Genomic DNA, 14,244 nt, shown 5'->3' with positions numbered 1-14,244 from the left:
AACAAGGGCCCAGACGCGACGAGAGCCCCAGCCGATCGGCTGGGGCTCTCACGTCATTTCAACAGCTCAGCTGTTGGGGCGCTTGCCGTGGTTCGCGCCCTTCTTGCGGCGCGCGCGGCGCTTGCGGCCAGTCTTGCCCATGATGATCTCCTCCATTGGGGTACGTGACCCCGAGGGGCCTCGGGACAGTCTCTCAAACCCGGCGCTGAGACGTGAAATTCGCCCCTGTCCGCCGGTCGGCGGTTCAGCCGAGGTATGCCCGGTTGGACCGCTTCAGGGCCGCGACGACGACCAGCAGCAGGTCGCCACGGATCTGCGGGGGGTCGTGGCTGAGCGCGAGCTGAAGGTAGAGGGCCCGGAGGAACGCCTCGGCGTTCCCGGTGAGCAGGAACGGGTCCCGGTCGGGGGTCTCCGGGGTGGCGGTGGCGACGGTGACGATCCGGTTGATCCACGGCTCCATGATGTTGAGCGGGACCAGGTTGCGGCGCAGCACGGCCATCGTGGCCGACGCCAGCCGGTCGGGCTCACCGTGGGCGTAGATCGTGTCGCCGCGGGCGAGCACCCGGTCGGCGACGACGTCGAGGATCACCGTCAGCTCCGGCTTGCCGAGGTGCTCGGAGGCGGCCAGGATGCCGAGGGCGTCGGCGCCCCGCGCGACCGCGTGTGCCCAACCGCGCTCGGGGACGAAGGCCCGCAGGTCGCGCTCGCGCAGCAGCCAGGTGGCGATCCGGTCGCCCCACTCCAGCACCTTCTCCGCGCGCACCAGCGAGCGCGCGTTGTCGCGGGCGATGCACTCGGCCAGGGCCTCGACCGAGGAGGCCCGGCGGAAGACGCCGTTGTTGCCGGAGTCACCGAGGCCGACTACGAGACCGGCGGCCATCCCGTCGCCCAGGCCGGCGAGCAGGTCGTCGTAGACACCGCGCTGGATCCACGTCGACAGGGCAGGAACGGCCAGTCCGCTGCGTACGTCCGGGTCGGGGTCGCCGAGCATCCGGGTGAGCTCGATGGTGAGGTCACCGAGCGGCCGGTCCGTGGGTACAGCGAGACCGGTCGAGTGAACCTCCCGCCAGTACGCCTCCGACATGGGGGACATCCTGCCAAACCCGCCCACGCGTGGACATCCGACCCGCGCAATGCGCATACCTTGGTCTACATCTACGCTGTCGCCGTGCCCACTCTGAGTGAGCTTGCCCAGCACCACACCGACCTCGACGGCGATGACGTCGGGTGGCTTCAGCTGCTCATGGCCGACTGGCAGATCCTGGCAGATCTCTCCTTCGCCGACCTGGTGCTGTGGTTGCCCGACAAGTCCGGCAACGGCTTCTGGGCGGCCGGTCAGATGCGTCCTACGACCGGTCCGACGGCCTACGTCGACGACATCGTCGGCATGTTCGTGCCGAAGGGACGCCACGCCACCCTCGACGACGCCGTCGACGTCGGCCGGCTGGTGCGCGAGGGCGACCCGGAGTGGCGCGACGATCTCCCGGTGCGGGTCGAGACCATCCCGGTACGCCGCGCCGGCCGGATCATCGCGGTGCTGAGTCGCAACACCAACCTGCTCGGCGTCCGCACTCCCTCCAAGCTCGAGCTCTCCTACCTGCAGACGGCCAACGACCTGACCCAGATGGTCGCGAACGGCTTCTTCCCCGCGATCGGCCAGCGCAGCGACCACACCGACACCCCTCGGGTGGGGGACGGGTTCGTCCGCGTGGATGCCGGCGGCGTCGTCGACTACGCCAGCCCCAACGCGCTCTCGGTCTTCCGCAGGCTGGGCCTCTCCGGCGATCTCGCCGGCCAGTCCCTCGCCGGGATGACCCGCGCTCTGGTGCCACCGCGCAAGCGCCCCGACGAGGAGACGCTGAGCGCGGTGCTCGGCGGACGGGCGCACCGCGACACCGAGATCGACACCGGCGTCATGGCGATCATCATGCGCTCGATCCCGCTTCGGCCGCGCGGCGAGGCGATCGGTGCGCTGGTGCTGCTGCGCGACGTCACCGACCTGCGCCGGCGCGATCGTGAGCTCGTCACCAAGGACGCCACGATCCGCGAGATCCACCACCGAGTGAAGAACAACCTACAAACCGTGGCCGCGCTGCTGCGGATGCAGTCGCGCCGCGTCGACTCCGGGGTGGCACAGGACGCACTGAACGAGGCCGTACGCCGGGTCGGATCGATCGCGCTGGTCCACGAGATCCTCTCCCAGCAGGCTGTCGAGGAGACCGTCGAGTTCGACGAGATCGCCGACCGGCTCGCTTCCATGGTCGGAGAGGTCACCTCGGTCGGCGTGGCGGTGCGGGTGCGCCGTGAGGGCTCGTTCGGGTCGCTGCCGTCGGAAGTGGCCACGCCGATGGCGATGATCGTCACCGAGCTGTTGCAGAACGCAGTCGAGCACGGCTACCGCGGCAGCGGTCCAGGTGACCCCGAGACGGGCAAGATCATGATGTCCGTACGACAGCAACCCGCCGGGCATCTCCAGGTGACGATCGAGGACGATGGTCACGGACTGCCCGACGGGTTCAGTCTCGACACATCGACAAACTTGGGGTTGTCGATCGTGAAGACTCTCGTCGAAGGCGAGCTCGGTGGCCGACTCTCGTTGGGGCCCCGGCCTGATGGTCACGGGGCGAGAGCTGCGGTCGAGCTGCCGTTGGAGCTCTAGGTGGATCTCTAGGGGGTTGATGGCCTCTAGGGGTTGGTCAGACGGCGGTGCGGACACGGGAACGGGCGTTGCGGCGCTTCAGCGCACGACGCTCGTCCTCGCTCAATCCACCCCACACGCCGTGGTCCTGACCGGCCTCAAGAGCCCACTGAAGACACTGCTCCCGGACGTCGCAACGCCGGCAGACCTGCTTGGCTTCCTCGATCTGGAGGATAGCCGGGCCGGTGTTTCCAATGGGGAAGAACAGTTCCGGGTCTTCATCGAGACAAGCCGAACGGTGGCGCCAATCCATGGCTGGGTAGACCCTCTTTCTGACATAGGATGGGCAAGGCCTTGGTGGTTCGAGACCCTGCGAGTGGGCACGTGGCGGGGATGTGTGAATGTCTTCACGTGCGTGCTGTTCCTACAGTTCCAAGAAATGGACGCCGAAACAACCCCTAACCAGTGTCTGCTTCGTCACCGGACCGTAACACTCCGTCTTCCTGATGCTAGACAATTCGGTAACGCGGTGAGTTACCCAAAAATGCCGTGGTGTATGCTTCCGCGAATTCCCCGAGTCTGGGACAGCGTTCTAGGCTGCTGAGGTGACCGCCCCGCATCGCCCCTGGACCCTTCTACTGGCCGTGTTCGCCGCAGGCCTCGAGACTGCCGCGCTGCTGCTGTGGGGAGCGCTGGAGTTCGTACGCATCCCAGAGGCCTCCTCGCTCACGACCGCCGTCGCGGGCGGGCTGTTCTTCCTGCTGTGCGCGGCCGGCATCGGTTGGTGCGCGTACAAGATCTGGCGCCTGGAGTCGTGGTCGAGGGCGCCCCTGGTGCTCGTCCAGCTGATCGTGCTCGGCCTGGCCTGGAACCTGCGCGAGGACCTCGCGATCACGGGCGGACTGGTGCTGGTCGCGGCGATCGCGCTCGTGGGCATCTTCGCCCCGCCGAGCATCGCCGCGCTCGAAGAGCAGTAGCGGCTAGTCCTCCTCCAGCGCCTTACGGAGCTGGACGAGCGAGCGGTTGAGCAGCCGCGAGACCTGCATCTGGGACACGCCGATCTCGGCGGCGATCTCGGTCTGGGTCTTGTTGCGGAAGAACTTCAGCATCAGCACCTGCTTCTCGTGTGCGGAGAGGCTGTCGAGCACCGGCTTGATCGACTCCCGAACCTCGACGTCGTCCAGGCGCAGGTCGTGGGCGGTCAGCGAGTCGAGCATCGGCGCGGTCTCCTCGCTCTCGGCGTCGAGCGACAGCGCTGCGTACGCGTTGCTGGACTCCAGGCCCTCGACGACGGTCTCGAGGCTCACGCCGAGCCGGGCGGCGAGGTCGCGGGCGGTGGGGGAGCGGCCGAGCTCCTGGGAGAGCTCTGCGGTGGCCTCGCGGAGGTTCTGCTGGAGGTCGCGAAGGCGACGGGGGACGCTGACGGCCCAGCGGCTGTCGCGGAAGTAGCGCTTGATCTCCCCGAGGATGGTCGGCACCGCGTAGGTGGAGAACTCCACGTCGCGGGAGAGGTCGTAGCGGTCGACCGCGTTGAGGAGGCCGACCACGCCGACCTGGACGAGGTCTTCGTGCGGCTCGCCGCGTCCGAAGAACTGGGAGGCGCAGTACTCCACCAGCGCCATGTTGAGGTGGACGAGCTCATCGCGCGCAGCGGTCCGCTCCGCGTCGGTCAGGCCGGGTCCGGCAAGGGCCGTGAAGAGCTCGCGGGAGCGGGCGCGGGCTCCATCCACCTCGCTGGCGCTCCGGGACCTCGACGACCGAATCGTCTCCTGCGCCATGTCAGCGCGCGGCTCCAAGCGGGGTCGCTCCGGCGACCAGGGAGATCCTGAGCTGATCACCGTCGGGGGTGGCGGTGACCTCCCTGGCGAGCGTGGTGAGCACCTGCCAGGCGAAGCTCTCCTCGTCGATCTCGGCTTCGGCGTCGCAGGTCGTGGTCACGGTGACCCCGACGGTGTCTGTGCCGATGTCGAAGACGATGTCCAGATCGGCGGCCTCCGCGGCACACTCCAGACAGATCGCCGCCGCCTCGCTGACGGCCATCCGCAGGTCCTCGATGTCCTCGAGGGTGAAGTCGAGGCGCGCGGCGAGCGCGGCGGTCGTCGTACGCAGCACGGAGACGTAAGCACCTTCTGCGGGAAGGCGCAGCTCGACCTGGGGCATCTGGGTTGTCAGTCCTTCTGATGGGCGTCGCGATGATTATGCAACGAGATCGGTCGCGGTGACCCCTGAACGCACCGCAGCCGCTCCGGGATCGGAGCGGCTGCGGCGTACGGTCTGAGATCTTGCGAAGACTCAGGCCTTCTTGGTCGCCCAGAAGATCTCGGCGATCTCGTCGATCTTGGCGAGGAGCTTGTCGGCTACCTCGAGGTCGAGGGTGCCCTTGGTGCCGGAGGCGCCGGCGAGCTTGGTGGCCTCGTTGACGAGGGTGTGGAGCTGGGGGTACTTCTCGAAGTGCGGGGGCTTGAAGTAGTCGGTCCACAGCACCCACAGGTGGTGCTTGACGAGCTCGGAGCGCTGTTCCTTGATGAGCACGGCGCGGGTGCGGAAGTCGGGGTCGTCGCTGTCCAGGGCTTTGGCGATGACTGCCTTGACGGACTCGGCCTCGATGCGGGCCTGGGCGGGGTCGTAGACGCCGCAGGGCAGGTCGCAGTGGGCCGAGACCTCGATGGTGGGAGCGAAAAGTCGCGCGAACATGCGGGTCCTCTCAAAGAGTGTTCATGTGTCCTACTGATTGCGACACTACTCCGCATGGATGACATCGCGACCAGGGCACCCCGACACGCCTGGGGGATGGCGAAGGTCGTCGGGGACTCGATGGTGCCGACGCTGCAGGCAGGGGACCGGTTGTTGGTCTCCTACCGACGTACGCCGGAGCCTGGGTCTGTGGTCGTCGCCCGGCTCGCCGACGGCGCGGTCGTGGTGAAGCGCGCGGTGGAGCGGCGTACGACCGCGTCCGGCCGTCCCGGGTGGTGGCTGCTCTCGGACAACCCGGCCGCCCCGGGGGTGATCGACTCCCGTCATCGCGGGCCCGTGGTGGACGCCGACGTGATCGCTGTGGTCGTGGGCCGACTCTGGCCGCGCCCGCGCATCCTGAGGTGAATCTCTGGACGAGGGCTCCAGATGAGGGCTTGGTCACCTTGTAGGAAACATCAACCGCTTCCTCCGGTAGCCTGTGGGAAACTGCCATCCGGGCACCACATCCCTGTAGATGGCGCCATGCGCGGCTCCACCCCTCGGCTCGCGTTCGAACGCCCGACGTCCCGAGTCCGTAGTTTCTGGAGGCCCCCAATGACCGAGTCCACCCTGTCCACCGAACCCACCGCGACCACCGTGCCCACCGCCTACGACGGCGACCCGGTGTTCGAGCTCCACCGTGGCGGCAAGATGGCGATCGCGGCGACCGCATCGGTCTCCGACAAGGCATCGCTGTCGATGGCCTATACCCCCGGCGTCGCGCGAGTCTGCACCGCGATCGCCGAGCAGCCGGAGCTCGCCCGCACCTTCACCTGGGTGCCCAACACCGTCGCGGTCGTCACCGACGGCACCGCGGTGCTCGGACTGGGTGACATCGGCCCGGCCGCCGCGATGCCGGTCATGGAGGGCAAGGCGGTGCTGTTCAAGGAGTTCGGCGGCGTCGACTCGATCCCGATCTGCCTGGACACCACCGACGTCGACGAGATCGTCGAGACCGTCATCCGGATGGCGCCGAGCTTCGGTGGCATCAACCTCGAGGACATCTCCGCGCCGCGCTGCTTCGAGATCGAGGACCGCCTCAAGGAGGCGCTCGACATCCCGGTCTTCCACGACGACCAGCACGGCACCGCCGTGGTCACCCTGGCTGCGCTGATGAACGCGCTGAAGCTGACCGGCCGCACCCCGGAGTCGACCCGCGTGGTCATCTCGGGCGCCGGCGCCGCGGGCGTGGCGGTCGCCAAGATCCTGCTCGAGTTCGGCATCAAGGACCTCGCCCTGCTCGACCGCAAGGGCGTCATCTCCTCCACCCGCTCCGATCTGACCGCCTCCAAGAAGGCGATCGCCGAGGTGACCGCGGACATCACCGGCCGCTCGGGCTCGCTGGCTGAGGTGCTCGACGGTGCCGACGTCTACGTCGGCCTCTCCGGCGGCACCGTCCCCGAGGAGTTCGTCGCGACCATGGCCGAGCAGGCGATCGTCTTCGCGATGGCCAACCCGAACCCGGAGATCCACCCCGACGTGGCGCACAAGTACGCCAGCATCGTCGCCACCGGTCGCTCGGACTTCCCCAACCAGATCAACAACGTGCTCGCCTTCCCCGGCATCTTCCGGGGTGCGATCGACGTCCACGCCTCCTCGATCACCGAGGGGATGAAGCTCGCCGCGGCCCAGGCCCTGGCGGCGCTGGTCGAGGACGAGCTGTCGGAGGTCAAGATCATCCCCGAGCCGTTCGACCCGCGGGTCGGCCCCGCCGTGGCCGCTGCCGTCGCCGCCGCTGCCCGGATCGACGGGGTCGCTCGGGCCTGAGCGTCCCGCCATCTGCGTACCTCGATCGGGCAACCGTCCGAGTCGGTAGGGTCGGAGGCATGTTCGCTGCGTACGCCGAGAAGTTCTCATCCGACGACCCGATCTCCGGCCTGGTGCTGGGCGAGCGGCCCGACCCGGTGGCACCGGACGGGTGGACGACCGTCACCGTCAAGGCGGCCTCGCTCAACCACCACGACCTGTGGTCACTGCAGGGGGTCGGGCTCAAGGCCGAGTCGCTGCCGATGATCCTCGGCTGCGACGCGGCCGGGCTCGACGAGGACGGCAACGAGGTCGTCGTGCACTCGGTGATCTCCTCGCCCGACTGGACCGGCGACGAGACCCTCGACCCGAAGCGGTCGCTGCTCTCCGAGCGCCACCAGGGCACCTTCGCCGAGAAGGTCGTAGTGCCGCGGCGCAACGTGGTGGCGAAGCCCGACGGCATGTCCTTCGAGGAGGCGGCCTGCCTGCCGACGGCGTGGCTGACGGCCTACCGGATGCTGTTCACCCAGGGCGGGCTCAAGGCGGGCGACTCGGTGCTGGTGCAGGGCGCCGGCGGGGGAGTGGCGACCGCGGCGATCACGCTCGCGCGGGCGGCCGGTCTGAAGGTCTACGCCACCTCGCGCGACGAGGCGAAGCAGAAACGTGCCCTCGAGCTCGGCGCCCACGAGGCGCTGGCGTCGGGTGAGCGGCTGCCGGTCAAGGTGGACGCGGTGATCGAGACCGTCGGGCGGGCGACCTGGAAGCACTCGGTCCGCTCGCTGCGACCGGGAGGGGCGATCATCATCAGCGGCACCACGTCGGGGGCCGACCTCGACGACGCGCTGCTGACCAACATCTTCTTCCTGCAGCTGAAGGTGATCGGCTCGACGATGGGCACCCGCAACGATCTGGCGAGCCTGGTCTCCCTTCTCGAGGCGACCGGCACCCGCCCGCTGATCGACCGCACCATGCCGCTGACCGAGGCCAAGGCCGGCTTCGAGGCGATGCACGCCGGTGATCTCTTCGGGAAGGTCGTCTTCACGCTGTAAGGCAGAGCGTCGTGACCTAGCGCGATGTGACGCAGCACGATGTGACGCAGCACGATGTGACGTACGGAATATCGTTCGACTCACCCCGGTTGTGCAAGGGACCATTGAGTGTCACTGCCTGGGGGCTCGCAAAGTTTCTTGTGGCGTGATGTCGAAATCGGCCCCACCCGTTCGATGTATCTATGAGAGCGGGCGGCAACGGGCCCCTGCGTACGACCCGAGGACCTCGTCATGACTGCTGCCGTCACAACATCGCACCGTCCCTTGGACGGTGAGAAGCGGCGTACTCCTGCCGTCATCAACTTGCTCGTGCTGGCCACCTTCGTGGTGATCCTCAACGAGACGATCATGCTCAACGCGATCCCGAACCTGATGAACAGCTTCGGGGTCACCGAGCATGCCGCCCAGTGGGTCTCGACCGCGTTCATGCTGACCATGGCGTCGGTGATCCCGGTGACCGGCTGGTTCCTGCAGCGGGTGACGACCCGGACGGCGTACGCCACGGCGATGGGCATCTTCATCGCCGGCACCCTGATCTCGGCGATCGCCCCGGTCTTCAGCATCCTGCTCGCCGGCCGGGTCATCCAGGCGGCCGGCACCGCGGTGATGATGCCGCTGCTGATGACCACGCTGATGACGGTCGTCGACGAGAGCGACCGGGGCCGGGTGATGGGCAACGTCACCATGGCGATCTCGGTCGCGCCGGCGCTGGGGCCGACGATCTCCGGGCTGATCCTGGGTTTCGGCTCGTGGCGGCTGCTCTTCCTGCTGGTCCTGCCGATCGCCATCGGCGTGGCCTGGTCCGGGCTGCGCCGCCTGGAGAACGTCGGTGAGACCTCGAAGACGAGCGTGGACTGGGCATCGGTGGTCATCGCCGCGCTCGGGTTCGGATCGCTCGTCTACGGACTCAGCCGGTTCGCCGAGGGTGAGGTCGGGCGTCCGGTGATCATCGTCGCCTTCGGCGCGGTGCTGATCATCGGCTTCGTGCTTCGCCAGCTGAGGCTGCAGCGAGTCGGCTCGCCGCTGCTCGACCTGCGCGCCTTCCTGCACCCGACCTTCACCAAGTCGCTGGTCCTGATGGCGATCGCGTTCCTGGCGATGATGGGCTCGATGATCCTGCTGCCGCTCTACCTGCAGACCGTGCGTGGGCTCACCCCGCTCTACACCGGCCTGCTGGTCATGCCGGGCGGTCTCGCGATGGGCCTCCTCGGGCCGACCGTCGGGCGGATCTTCGACGCGCGCGGTGGTCGCGTGCTCGTCATCCCGGGCTCCGTCGGCATCGTGGCCGCTCTCGCCGGGCTCTCGCAGATCTCGCTCACCACGCCCTACTGGCTCATCCTGGTGCTGCACCTGATCCTGATGGTCAGCCTGGCCGCGGCCTTCACCCCGGTCTTCACCCTCGGCCTCGGGTCGCTGCCGTCCCACCTCTACTCCCACGGCTCCTCGATCCTGGGCACGCTCCAGCAGGTCGCGGCCGCCTTCGGCACAGCCCTGGCGGTGACCGTGATGTCGGTACGCAGCGACCAGGTCATCGACGAGGTCGGTGCTGTCGCTGCCCAGGTCAGCGGCCTGCAGGCCGCGTTCATGGTCAGCGCCGCGCTCGCAGTGATCGTGGTCGTGATGGCCGTCATGCTGCCTGCTCGGGCCGAGTCGCCCGAGGAGCCCGTCGAGGAGCCTGGGGCCGATCTCGACGCCGAGCTCGCCGAGCTGTGCGAGCACGGACGCGAGGCGGCCGCCTGCGGTTGCTGAGGCCTACCCCTCGGACTGCCACTGATAGACCCCGATCAGCAGCATCCGCAGTTGGGTCCGCACGGTGGCGACGATCTGCCTCTCCTGCTCGGGGCGGCTGGTGGAGAGGATCTGCTCGGCGGTCGCGACCAGGACCGTGACGAACAGCGACGAGAGCACGTGCAGGTCCTTCGCGGTCCACGTGGCCGTGCCGGTCATCAGCGCCAGGTCGGTGGCGAGCTCGCGTTCGCAGAGCTCGATCTCGCGCTGGATGGCCTCGCGCACCGAGCGCGGCCCGGCGACGCGCTCACGCGCGATGAACCCGAAGTGGTTGCGGCGCCGGTGGACGTGGTCGACGAGCGCGTCGATCGAGCCGTCGACGATGTCCTTGTCGGCCTGAGCGTTGCGGCGTACGTCACGAAACAGGTCTCGCAGCGAGTCGAAGGACTCCTCGACCAGCGCGAGCCCGAGCGACTCGATGGAGTCGAAGTGGCGGTAGAACGCCGTCGGCACGATCCCGACCTGCTTGGCGACCTGGCGCAGGGAGAGCGCGGTCAGGGAGCTGTCGGAGCACAGCTCCAGCGTCGCGTCCAGGATCGCTCGCCGGGTCCGGAGCTTGCGCTCCGCACGGCTCTCCGGCTCCGCACCTGTCTCGATCACCAGACCATCCTAGGGGCAGCGACCGGCGGGATGTCAGGTGCACACCTGTACACCGTGATTTGGACCACGCGGGCGGTGTCTTGACGCGTGCGGCAATGACCAGCCATGGTTGTCGGTGTACAGATGTTCACTGAAAGGCGAAACACATGGCACTCGACCTCGGCGGCCGGATCCTCCGCTCCCGCACGGTTGCGGCGCTCGCCTCCCCGCATGGCATCGACCGCTACCTCACCCAGATCAACCCGATGCTGGCAGCACACGAGGTGCGTGCTCGCATCACCGACATCCACCCGGAGGTCAGCGCGCCTGGCGCGCCCCGGGTGGCGACCGTGACTCTCCAGCCCACCTCGACCTGGCGCGGACACCGCGCCGGCCAGCACGTCAGCGTCGGCATCGACACGGGGGAGGGGCGGCGTACCACCCGCGTCTTCACCGTCTCCAACACCGAGAGCAAGCCTGGCGAGCCGCTCACCATCACGGTGCGTGCCCACGAGGACGAGCACGCGACCCCCTACAGCATCTCCAAGTTCCTGACCGAGCGGGCCACGGTCGGGACCCTGGTGCACCTGTCCCAGGCCGAGGGCGACTTCGTCCTTCCCGACCGTGTGCCCGAGCACATCCTCCTGATCTCGGGCGGCTCCGGCATCACTCCGGTGATGTCGATGCTGCGCTCGCTGCAGCGGCGTACGCACCGGGGCAAGGTCACCTTCCTGCACTGGGCGCCCAGCGCCGACCGCCAGATCTTCGCCGACGAGCTCGATGAGATCCGTCGCCAGGGTCACGGCGTCGACCTGCACATCCTCCACACCGCCGATGGGGCGCCCTACCTCTCCCCGGCGCTGCTGGAGAAGCTCGTCCCGGGCTACCGCGAGGTGCCGACGTGGGCCTGCGGTCCGGCGTCGCTCATCGAAGCGGCCCAGGCTGCGTACGACGGGACCGAGTCGCTCCGTGTGGAGTACTTCAAGCCGCCCAGGACCGCCGGTGTCGCCGGCGGCGAGATGGCGTTCGCGCGCACCGGTAAGTCCGTCGCCAACGACGGCGCGACGATCCTCGACCAGGCCGAGGCCGCGGGGCTGACCCCCGAGTCCGGCTGCCGGATGGGGATCTGCTTCTCCTGCACGACCAACAAGAGCTCCGGACGGGTCCGCAACGTCCTGACCGGCGAGACCTCCGAGCTCCCTGACGAACAGATCCGGATCTGCGTGAGCACGCCCGAGGGCGACTGCTCCGTGGACCTCTGACGATTCCCTCGAGGAGATATCCATGACCACTGTTGAGAACACCGGAAACCGCCGACTGAGCCCCGAGGAGCTGGATGCGTTCGGCGCCGAGATGGAGGCCATCCGCCAGCGGATCGTCGCCGACCTGGGCGAGAAGGACTCGGCGTACATCTACGACATCGTCAAGAAGCAGCGCGCCTTCGAGCTCGCCGGCCGCGCGCTCTTCTATCTGCCCGTGGTCGGGTGGGTCCCGGCGGTCGCCTGCCTGTCGATCTCCAAGATCCTCGACAACATGGAGATCGGGCACAACGTCATGCACGGCCAGTACGACTGGATGGGCGACCCCCACCTCAACTCGCGCATGTTCGACTGGGACACGATGGCCCCGGCCGAGAACTGGAAGTACGGCCACAACTACATGCACCACACGTTCACGAACATCGTGGGCAAGGACCGCGACGTGGGCTACGGCGTCCTCCGGATGGACGAGGACCAGAAGTGGCACCCGTACTACCTCGGCAACCCGCTGTACGCCTTCCTGCTGATGACGTTCTTCGAGTGGGGCGTGGCGATGCACGACCTCGAGGTCGACGAGCTCGTCGCCGGCCGCCGGACGTGGGCCGAGAACAAGGAGATCGGCGCCCGGATCTGGCGCAAGGTGAAGAAGCAGACGATGAAGGACTACGTCCTCTTCCCGCTGCTCACCGGTCCGCTCGCACCGCTCACCTTCGCGGGGAACTTCACCGCCAACATCATCCGCAACGTATGGACGTTCAACATCATCTTCTGCGGGCACTTCCCGGCCGGTGTCGCCACCTTCTCGCAGGAGGAGTGCGAGGACGAGACCCAGGGCCACTGGTACTACCGCCAGCTGCTCGGCTCCGCCAACATCACCGGAAGCCGCACCTTCCACATCATGTCCGGCAACCTGTCCCACCAGATCGAGCACCACCTCTTCCCCGATCTCCCCGCGCGTCGCTACCCGGAGATCGCCGAGGAGGTCCGTGAGATCTGCGAGCGCTACGGCCTCTCCTACAACACCGGCCCGCTGCACCAGCAGCTGCTCGGCGTCTTCAAGAAGATCTGCAAGTTCGCCCTCCCCGACCGCAAGAAGCCCGCTGCTGCTGAGGTGCGGAGCGCCCCTGCGCTCGAGGGGGTCGCAGCATGACGCCTGACCAGCCACAATGGGTTGTCATGGAGCCAGAGCTGAGCAAGAACGAGATCCGTAAGGATGTCGCGCAGAGCGCCGTCGAGGTCACCGCCACCACGGTCGGCCAGGTCACCATGATCATCACCGGCGCGGTGAAGGATGTAGCGGTCGCGGTCGGCGGCCTCGCCACCGAGCTCTTCGAGCTCCGCGCCGCAGCCAAGCGAGCCGAGAAAGACCTCCCCGAGTAGTCAGTTTCTGACGCCCAGAGGTCACTTTCTGGCAGCGAGAAGTCGAAATTCGAGGCCGAGAAGTCAGGAAACTGACTTCTCGGCCTCAGTTTTCGACGCTTCGGCGTCAGAAAGTGACGCTTCGGCGATCAGTCTTCGGGGTCGTCTAGGCGGGCGAGCCAGGTGGCGAACCGCTCGACGGCGGTCTCGTGCTCGGGGTGTACGTCGACGAAGGCCTGGAGCTGCTCGGCGAGCCAGGCGAGGGTGACCTCCTCGTCGCCCCGACGGGTGACGAGCTCCTCGATGCCGCGGTCGGTGAAGTACATGGGCTCAGTCTTTCATTCTGCGTTCGTCGGTGAGTCGGAGGCCGGGCCGCCGGAGAGGCCGCGTACGACCATGCCGAGGGTGGCGTTGATGAGCCCGTCGCGATCGGGTGCGGGTACGTGGCGATAGGGCCCGTCGACGAAAAGGACCGAGAGGCCGTGGACCGCGGCCCAGGCGGCCGTCTCGGCATTGAGGCGGAGCTCGGCTGCCAACCAGCCGGCCTCGACCAGGTCGTCGAGAGCGGTGGTGAGGAAAGCGTACGGCGGGGCCTCGGCGAGGATCTGGGAGAGCTCGCCGGGCGGATGGATCTCGCCCGTGGCGGGAGGGCAGAAGGCGGTGCGGAACAGTCCTGGCTGGGCGAGCGCGAAGAGGACATACCCTCGCCCGGCCGCGGCTAGACGCTGCACCGCGGCCTCGGCCGGGTCGGACGCGGGTATTTCGGCGCTGAGGAGCTCGAGGATCGTCGCGGTCAGTCGTTCCATCGCCTCGTGCTTGGCCGCGTGAAGCAGGTCGGACTGGTTAGCGAAGTGGCGGTATGTGGCGGTTGGGGTGACCCCCACCGCGCGGGCCGTCGCGCGGATCGTCACCGCGTCCGGGCCGCCCTGCTCGGCAAGGGTCGCGGCCGCATCGACCAGCGCGTTGCGGAGGTCGCCGTGGTGGTAGGGCCGGGAGCCCTCGTCCGAGCTTGCTGAGGAGTTCACGGAATTCATGTTGACACCTGCCCACATCGAAGGGAAAGTTAACACCTGCAAAGTTTACGCCTGCACAC

Annotated in this window: 18 protein-coding genes; 9 read left to right on the top strand and 9 right to left on the bottom strand. The window is 68.0% G+C overall.

The genetic code is table 11. From position 1 onward, the window contains the following. Positions 1 to 66 precede the first annotated feature (66 nt). Both BJ988_RS31595 and BJ988_RS18435 read right to left on the bottom strand, forming a co-directional pair. Positions 67 to 141, bottom strand: a complete 75-nt coding sequence (locus BJ988_RS31595; protein ID WP_370249596.1) for a 50S ribosomal protein bL37 — start codon at positions 139 to 141, stop codon at positions 67 to 69. A gap of 103 nt (positions 142 to 244) precedes the next feature. Beyond that, positions 245 to 1,084 (bottom strand): DUF2785 domain-containing protein, encoded by an 840-nt coding sequence (locus tag BJ988_RS18435; protein ID WP_179659403.1) that lies wholly within the window; start codon positions 1,082 to 1,084, stop codon positions 245 to 247. Positions 1,085 to 1,168: 84 nt separating this feature from the next. Between BJ988_RS18435 and BJ988_RS18430 the strand changes: the two genes are divergently transcribed. Then, the gene (locus BJ988_RS18430) at positions 1,169 to 2,659 is read left to right on the top strand and encodes a histidine kinase N-terminal domain-containing protein (RefSeq protein WP_179659402.1); all 1,491 of its coding nucleotides are present in this window, start codon (positions 1,169 to 1,171) and stop codon (positions 2,657 to 2,659) included. Between the two features lie 37 nt (positions 2,660 to 2,696). Here BJ988_RS18430 and BJ988_RS18425 read toward each other — a convergent pair whose 3' ends face one another. Further along, a complete protein-coding gene (locus tag BJ988_RS18425) occupies positions 2,697 to 2,951 on the bottom strand; it encodes a WhiB family transcriptional regulator (RefSeq protein WP_008362075.1) in 255 nt (84 codons plus the stop codon). A 292-nt stretch (positions 2,952 to 3,243) separates the two neighbouring features. On the opposite strand from BJ988_RS18425, the gene BJ988_RS18420 reads away from it, so the two are divergent. Further along, entirely contained in the window at positions 3,244 to 3,615 is a 372-nt protein-coding gene (locus BJ988_RS18420; protein ID WP_179659401.1) for a hypothetical protein, read from the top strand. A 3-nt stretch (positions 3,616 to 3,618) separates the two neighbouring features. On the opposite strand, the gene BJ988_RS18415 is transcribed toward BJ988_RS18420, so the two are convergent. The 3 genes from BJ988_RS18415 to sodN form a co-directional block, all read right to left on the bottom strand. Then, a complete protein-coding gene (locus BJ988_RS18415; protein ID WP_343051676.1) occupies positions 3,619 to 4,368 on the bottom strand; it encodes a SigB/SigF/SigG family RNA polymerase sigma factor in 750 nt (249 codons plus the stop codon). 49 nt (positions 4,369 to 4,417) lie between these two features. Beyond that, complete coding sequence (locus tag BJ988_RS18410) at positions 4,418 to 4,798, bottom strand: ATP-binding protein (RefSeq protein WP_179659399.1); 381 nt, start codon at positions 4,796 to 4,798, stop codon at positions 4,418 to 4,420. Between the two features lie 132 nt (positions 4,799 to 4,930). Further along, complete coding sequence (gene sodN, locus BJ988_RS18405) at positions 4,931 to 5,332, bottom strand: superoxide dismutase, Ni (protein ID WP_179659398.1); 402 nt, start codon at positions 5,330 to 5,332, stop codon at positions 4,931 to 4,933. A 54-nt stretch (positions 5,333 to 5,386) separates the two neighbouring features. Between sodN and BJ988_RS18400 the strand changes: the two genes are divergently transcribed. From BJ988_RS18400 to BJ988_RS18385, 4 genes are all read left to right on the top strand, one after another. After that, complete coding sequence (locus BJ988_RS18400) at positions 5,387 to 5,737, top strand: S24/S26 family peptidase (protein ID WP_179659397.1); 351 nt, start codon at positions 5,387 to 5,389, stop codon at positions 5,735 to 5,737. A gap of 189 nt (positions 5,738 to 5,926) precedes the next feature. Next, positions 5,927 to 7,138, top strand: coding sequence for an NAD(P)-dependent malic enzyme (locus BJ988_RS18395; RefSeq protein WP_179659396.1), 1,212 nt, complete (start codon positions 5,927 to 5,929; stop codon positions 7,136 to 7,138). A gap of 59 nt (positions 7,139 to 7,197) precedes the next feature. Then, positions 7,198 to 8,166: a zinc-binding dehydrogenase gene (locus BJ988_RS18390; RefSeq protein ID WP_179659395.1), complete on the top strand. Its 969-nt coding sequence runs from the start codon at positions 7,198 to 7,200 to the stop codon at positions 8,164 to 8,166. A gap of 231 nt (positions 8,167 to 8,397) precedes the next feature. Beyond that, a complete protein-coding gene (locus BJ988_RS18385) occupies positions 8,398 to 9,915 on the top strand; it encodes an MDR family MFS transporter (protein WP_179659394.1) in 1,518 nt (505 codons plus the stop codon). 3 nt (positions 9,916 to 9,918) lie between these two features. Here BJ988_RS18385 and BJ988_RS18380 read toward each other — a convergent pair whose 3' ends face one another. Continuing rightward, on the bottom strand, positions 9,919 to 10,554 hold the full coding sequence (locus BJ988_RS18380; protein WP_179659393.1) for a TetR family transcriptional regulator: 636 nt from the start codon (positions 10,552 to 10,554) through the stop codon (positions 9,919 to 9,921). Positions 10,555 to 10,700: 146 nt separating this feature from the next. Between BJ988_RS18380 and BJ988_RS18375 the strand changes: the two genes are divergently transcribed. The 3 genes from BJ988_RS18375 to BJ988_RS18365 are packed head-to-tail and all read left to right on the top strand — an operon-like array spanning position 10,701 to position 13,172. Then, positions 10,701 to 11,795: a flavin reductase family protein gene (locus BJ988_RS18375; RefSeq protein WP_179659392.1), complete on the top strand. Its 1,095-nt coding sequence runs from the start codon at positions 10,701 to 10,703 to the stop codon at positions 11,793 to 11,795. Positions 11,796 to 11,817: 22 nt separating this feature from the next. After that, complete coding sequence (locus BJ988_RS18370) at positions 11,818 to 12,942, top strand: fatty acid desaturase family protein (protein WP_179659391.1); 1,125 nt, start codon at positions 11,818 to 11,820, stop codon at positions 12,940 to 12,942. Between the two features lie 26 nt (positions 12,943 to 12,968). Then, positions 12,969 to 13,172: a hypothetical protein gene (locus BJ988_RS18365; RefSeq protein WP_179659390.1), complete on the top strand. Its 204-nt coding sequence runs from the start codon at positions 12,969 to 12,971 to the stop codon at positions 13,170 to 13,172. Positions 13,173 to 13,300: 128 nt separating this feature from the next. Here the strand turns inward: BJ988_RS18365 and BJ988_RS18360 are convergent, their stop codons facing one another. Further along, positions 13,301 to 13,477 (bottom strand): DUF6104 family protein, encoded by a 177-nt coding sequence (locus tag BJ988_RS18360; RefSeq protein WP_179659389.1) that lies wholly within the window; start codon positions 13,475 to 13,477, stop codon positions 13,301 to 13,303. Between the two features lie 12 nt (positions 13,478 to 13,489). Beyond that, the gene (locus tag BJ988_RS18355; RefSeq protein WP_179659388.1) at positions 13,490 to 14,185 is read right to left on the bottom strand and encodes a TetR/AcrR family transcriptional regulator; all 696 of its coding nucleotides are present in this window, start codon (positions 14,183 to 14,185) and stop codon (positions 13,490 to 13,492) included. Positions 14,186 to 14,244 lie beyond the last annotated feature (59 nt).

Source organism: Nocardioides panzhihuensis, assembly GCF_013408335.1.
Taxonomy (GTDB): Bacteria; Actinomycetota; Actinomycetes; order Propionibacteriales; family Nocardioidaceae; genus Nocardioides; species Nocardioides panzhihuensis.
The sequence above is the reverse complement of the archived record's forward strand: the minus strand, read 5'-3'. Positions and strand labels throughout refer to the sequence as shown.

Excerpts from the sequence above, each read along its gene's own strand:
- BJ988_RS18435 (WP_179659403.1), bottom strand. The coding sequence starts at position 1,084 with ATGTCGGAGGCGTACTGGCGGGAGGTTCACTCGACCGGTCTCGCTGTA.
- BJ988_RS18425 (WP_008362075.1), bottom strand. The coding sequence starts at position 2,951 with ATGGATTGGCGCCACCGTTCGGCTTGTCTCGATGAAGACCCGGAACTG.
- BJ988_RS18410 (WP_179659399.1), bottom strand. The coding sequence starts at position 4,798 with ATGCCCCAGGTCGAGCTGCGCCTTCCCGCAGAAGGTGCTTACGTCTCC.
- sodN (WP_179659398.1), bottom strand. The coding sequence starts at position 5,332 with ATGTTCGCGCGACTTTTCGCTCCCACCATCGAGGTCTCGGCCCACTGC.
- BJ988_RS18400 (WP_179659397.1), top strand. The coding sequence starts at position 5,387 with ATGGATGACATCGCGACCAGGGCACCCCGACACGCCTGGGGGATGGCG.
- BJ988_RS18395 (WP_179659396.1), top strand. The coding sequence starts at position 5,927 with ATGACCGAGTCCACCCTGTCCACCGAACCCACCGCGACCACCGTGCCC.
- BJ988_RS18390 (WP_179659395.1), top strand. The coding sequence starts at position 7,198 with ATGTTCGCTGCGTACGCCGAGAAGTTCTCATCCGACGACCCGATCTCC.
- BJ988_RS18385 (WP_179659394.1), top strand. The coding sequence starts at position 8,398 with ATGACTGCTGCCGTCACAACATCGCACCGTCCCTTGGACGGTGAGAAG.
- BJ988_RS18375 (WP_179659392.1), top strand. The coding sequence starts at position 10,701 with ATGGCACTCGACCTCGGCGGCCGGATCCTCCGCTCCCGCACGGTTGCG.
- BJ988_RS18370 (WP_179659391.1), top strand. The coding sequence starts at position 11,818 with ATGACCACTGTTGAGAACACCGGAAACCGCCGACTGAGCCCCGAGGAG.
- BJ988_RS18365 (WP_179659390.1), top strand. The coding sequence starts at position 12,969 with ATGGAGCCAGAGCTGAGCAAGAACGAGATCCGTAAGGATGTCGCGCAG.
- BJ988_RS18360 (WP_179659389.1), bottom strand. The coding sequence starts at position 13,477 with ATGTACTTCACCGACCGCGGCATCGAGGAGCTCGTCACCCGTCGGGGC.
- BJ988_RS18355 (WP_179659388.1), bottom strand. The coding sequence starts at position 14,185 with ATGAATTCCGTGAACTCCTCAGCAAGCTCGGACGAGGGCTCCCGGCCC.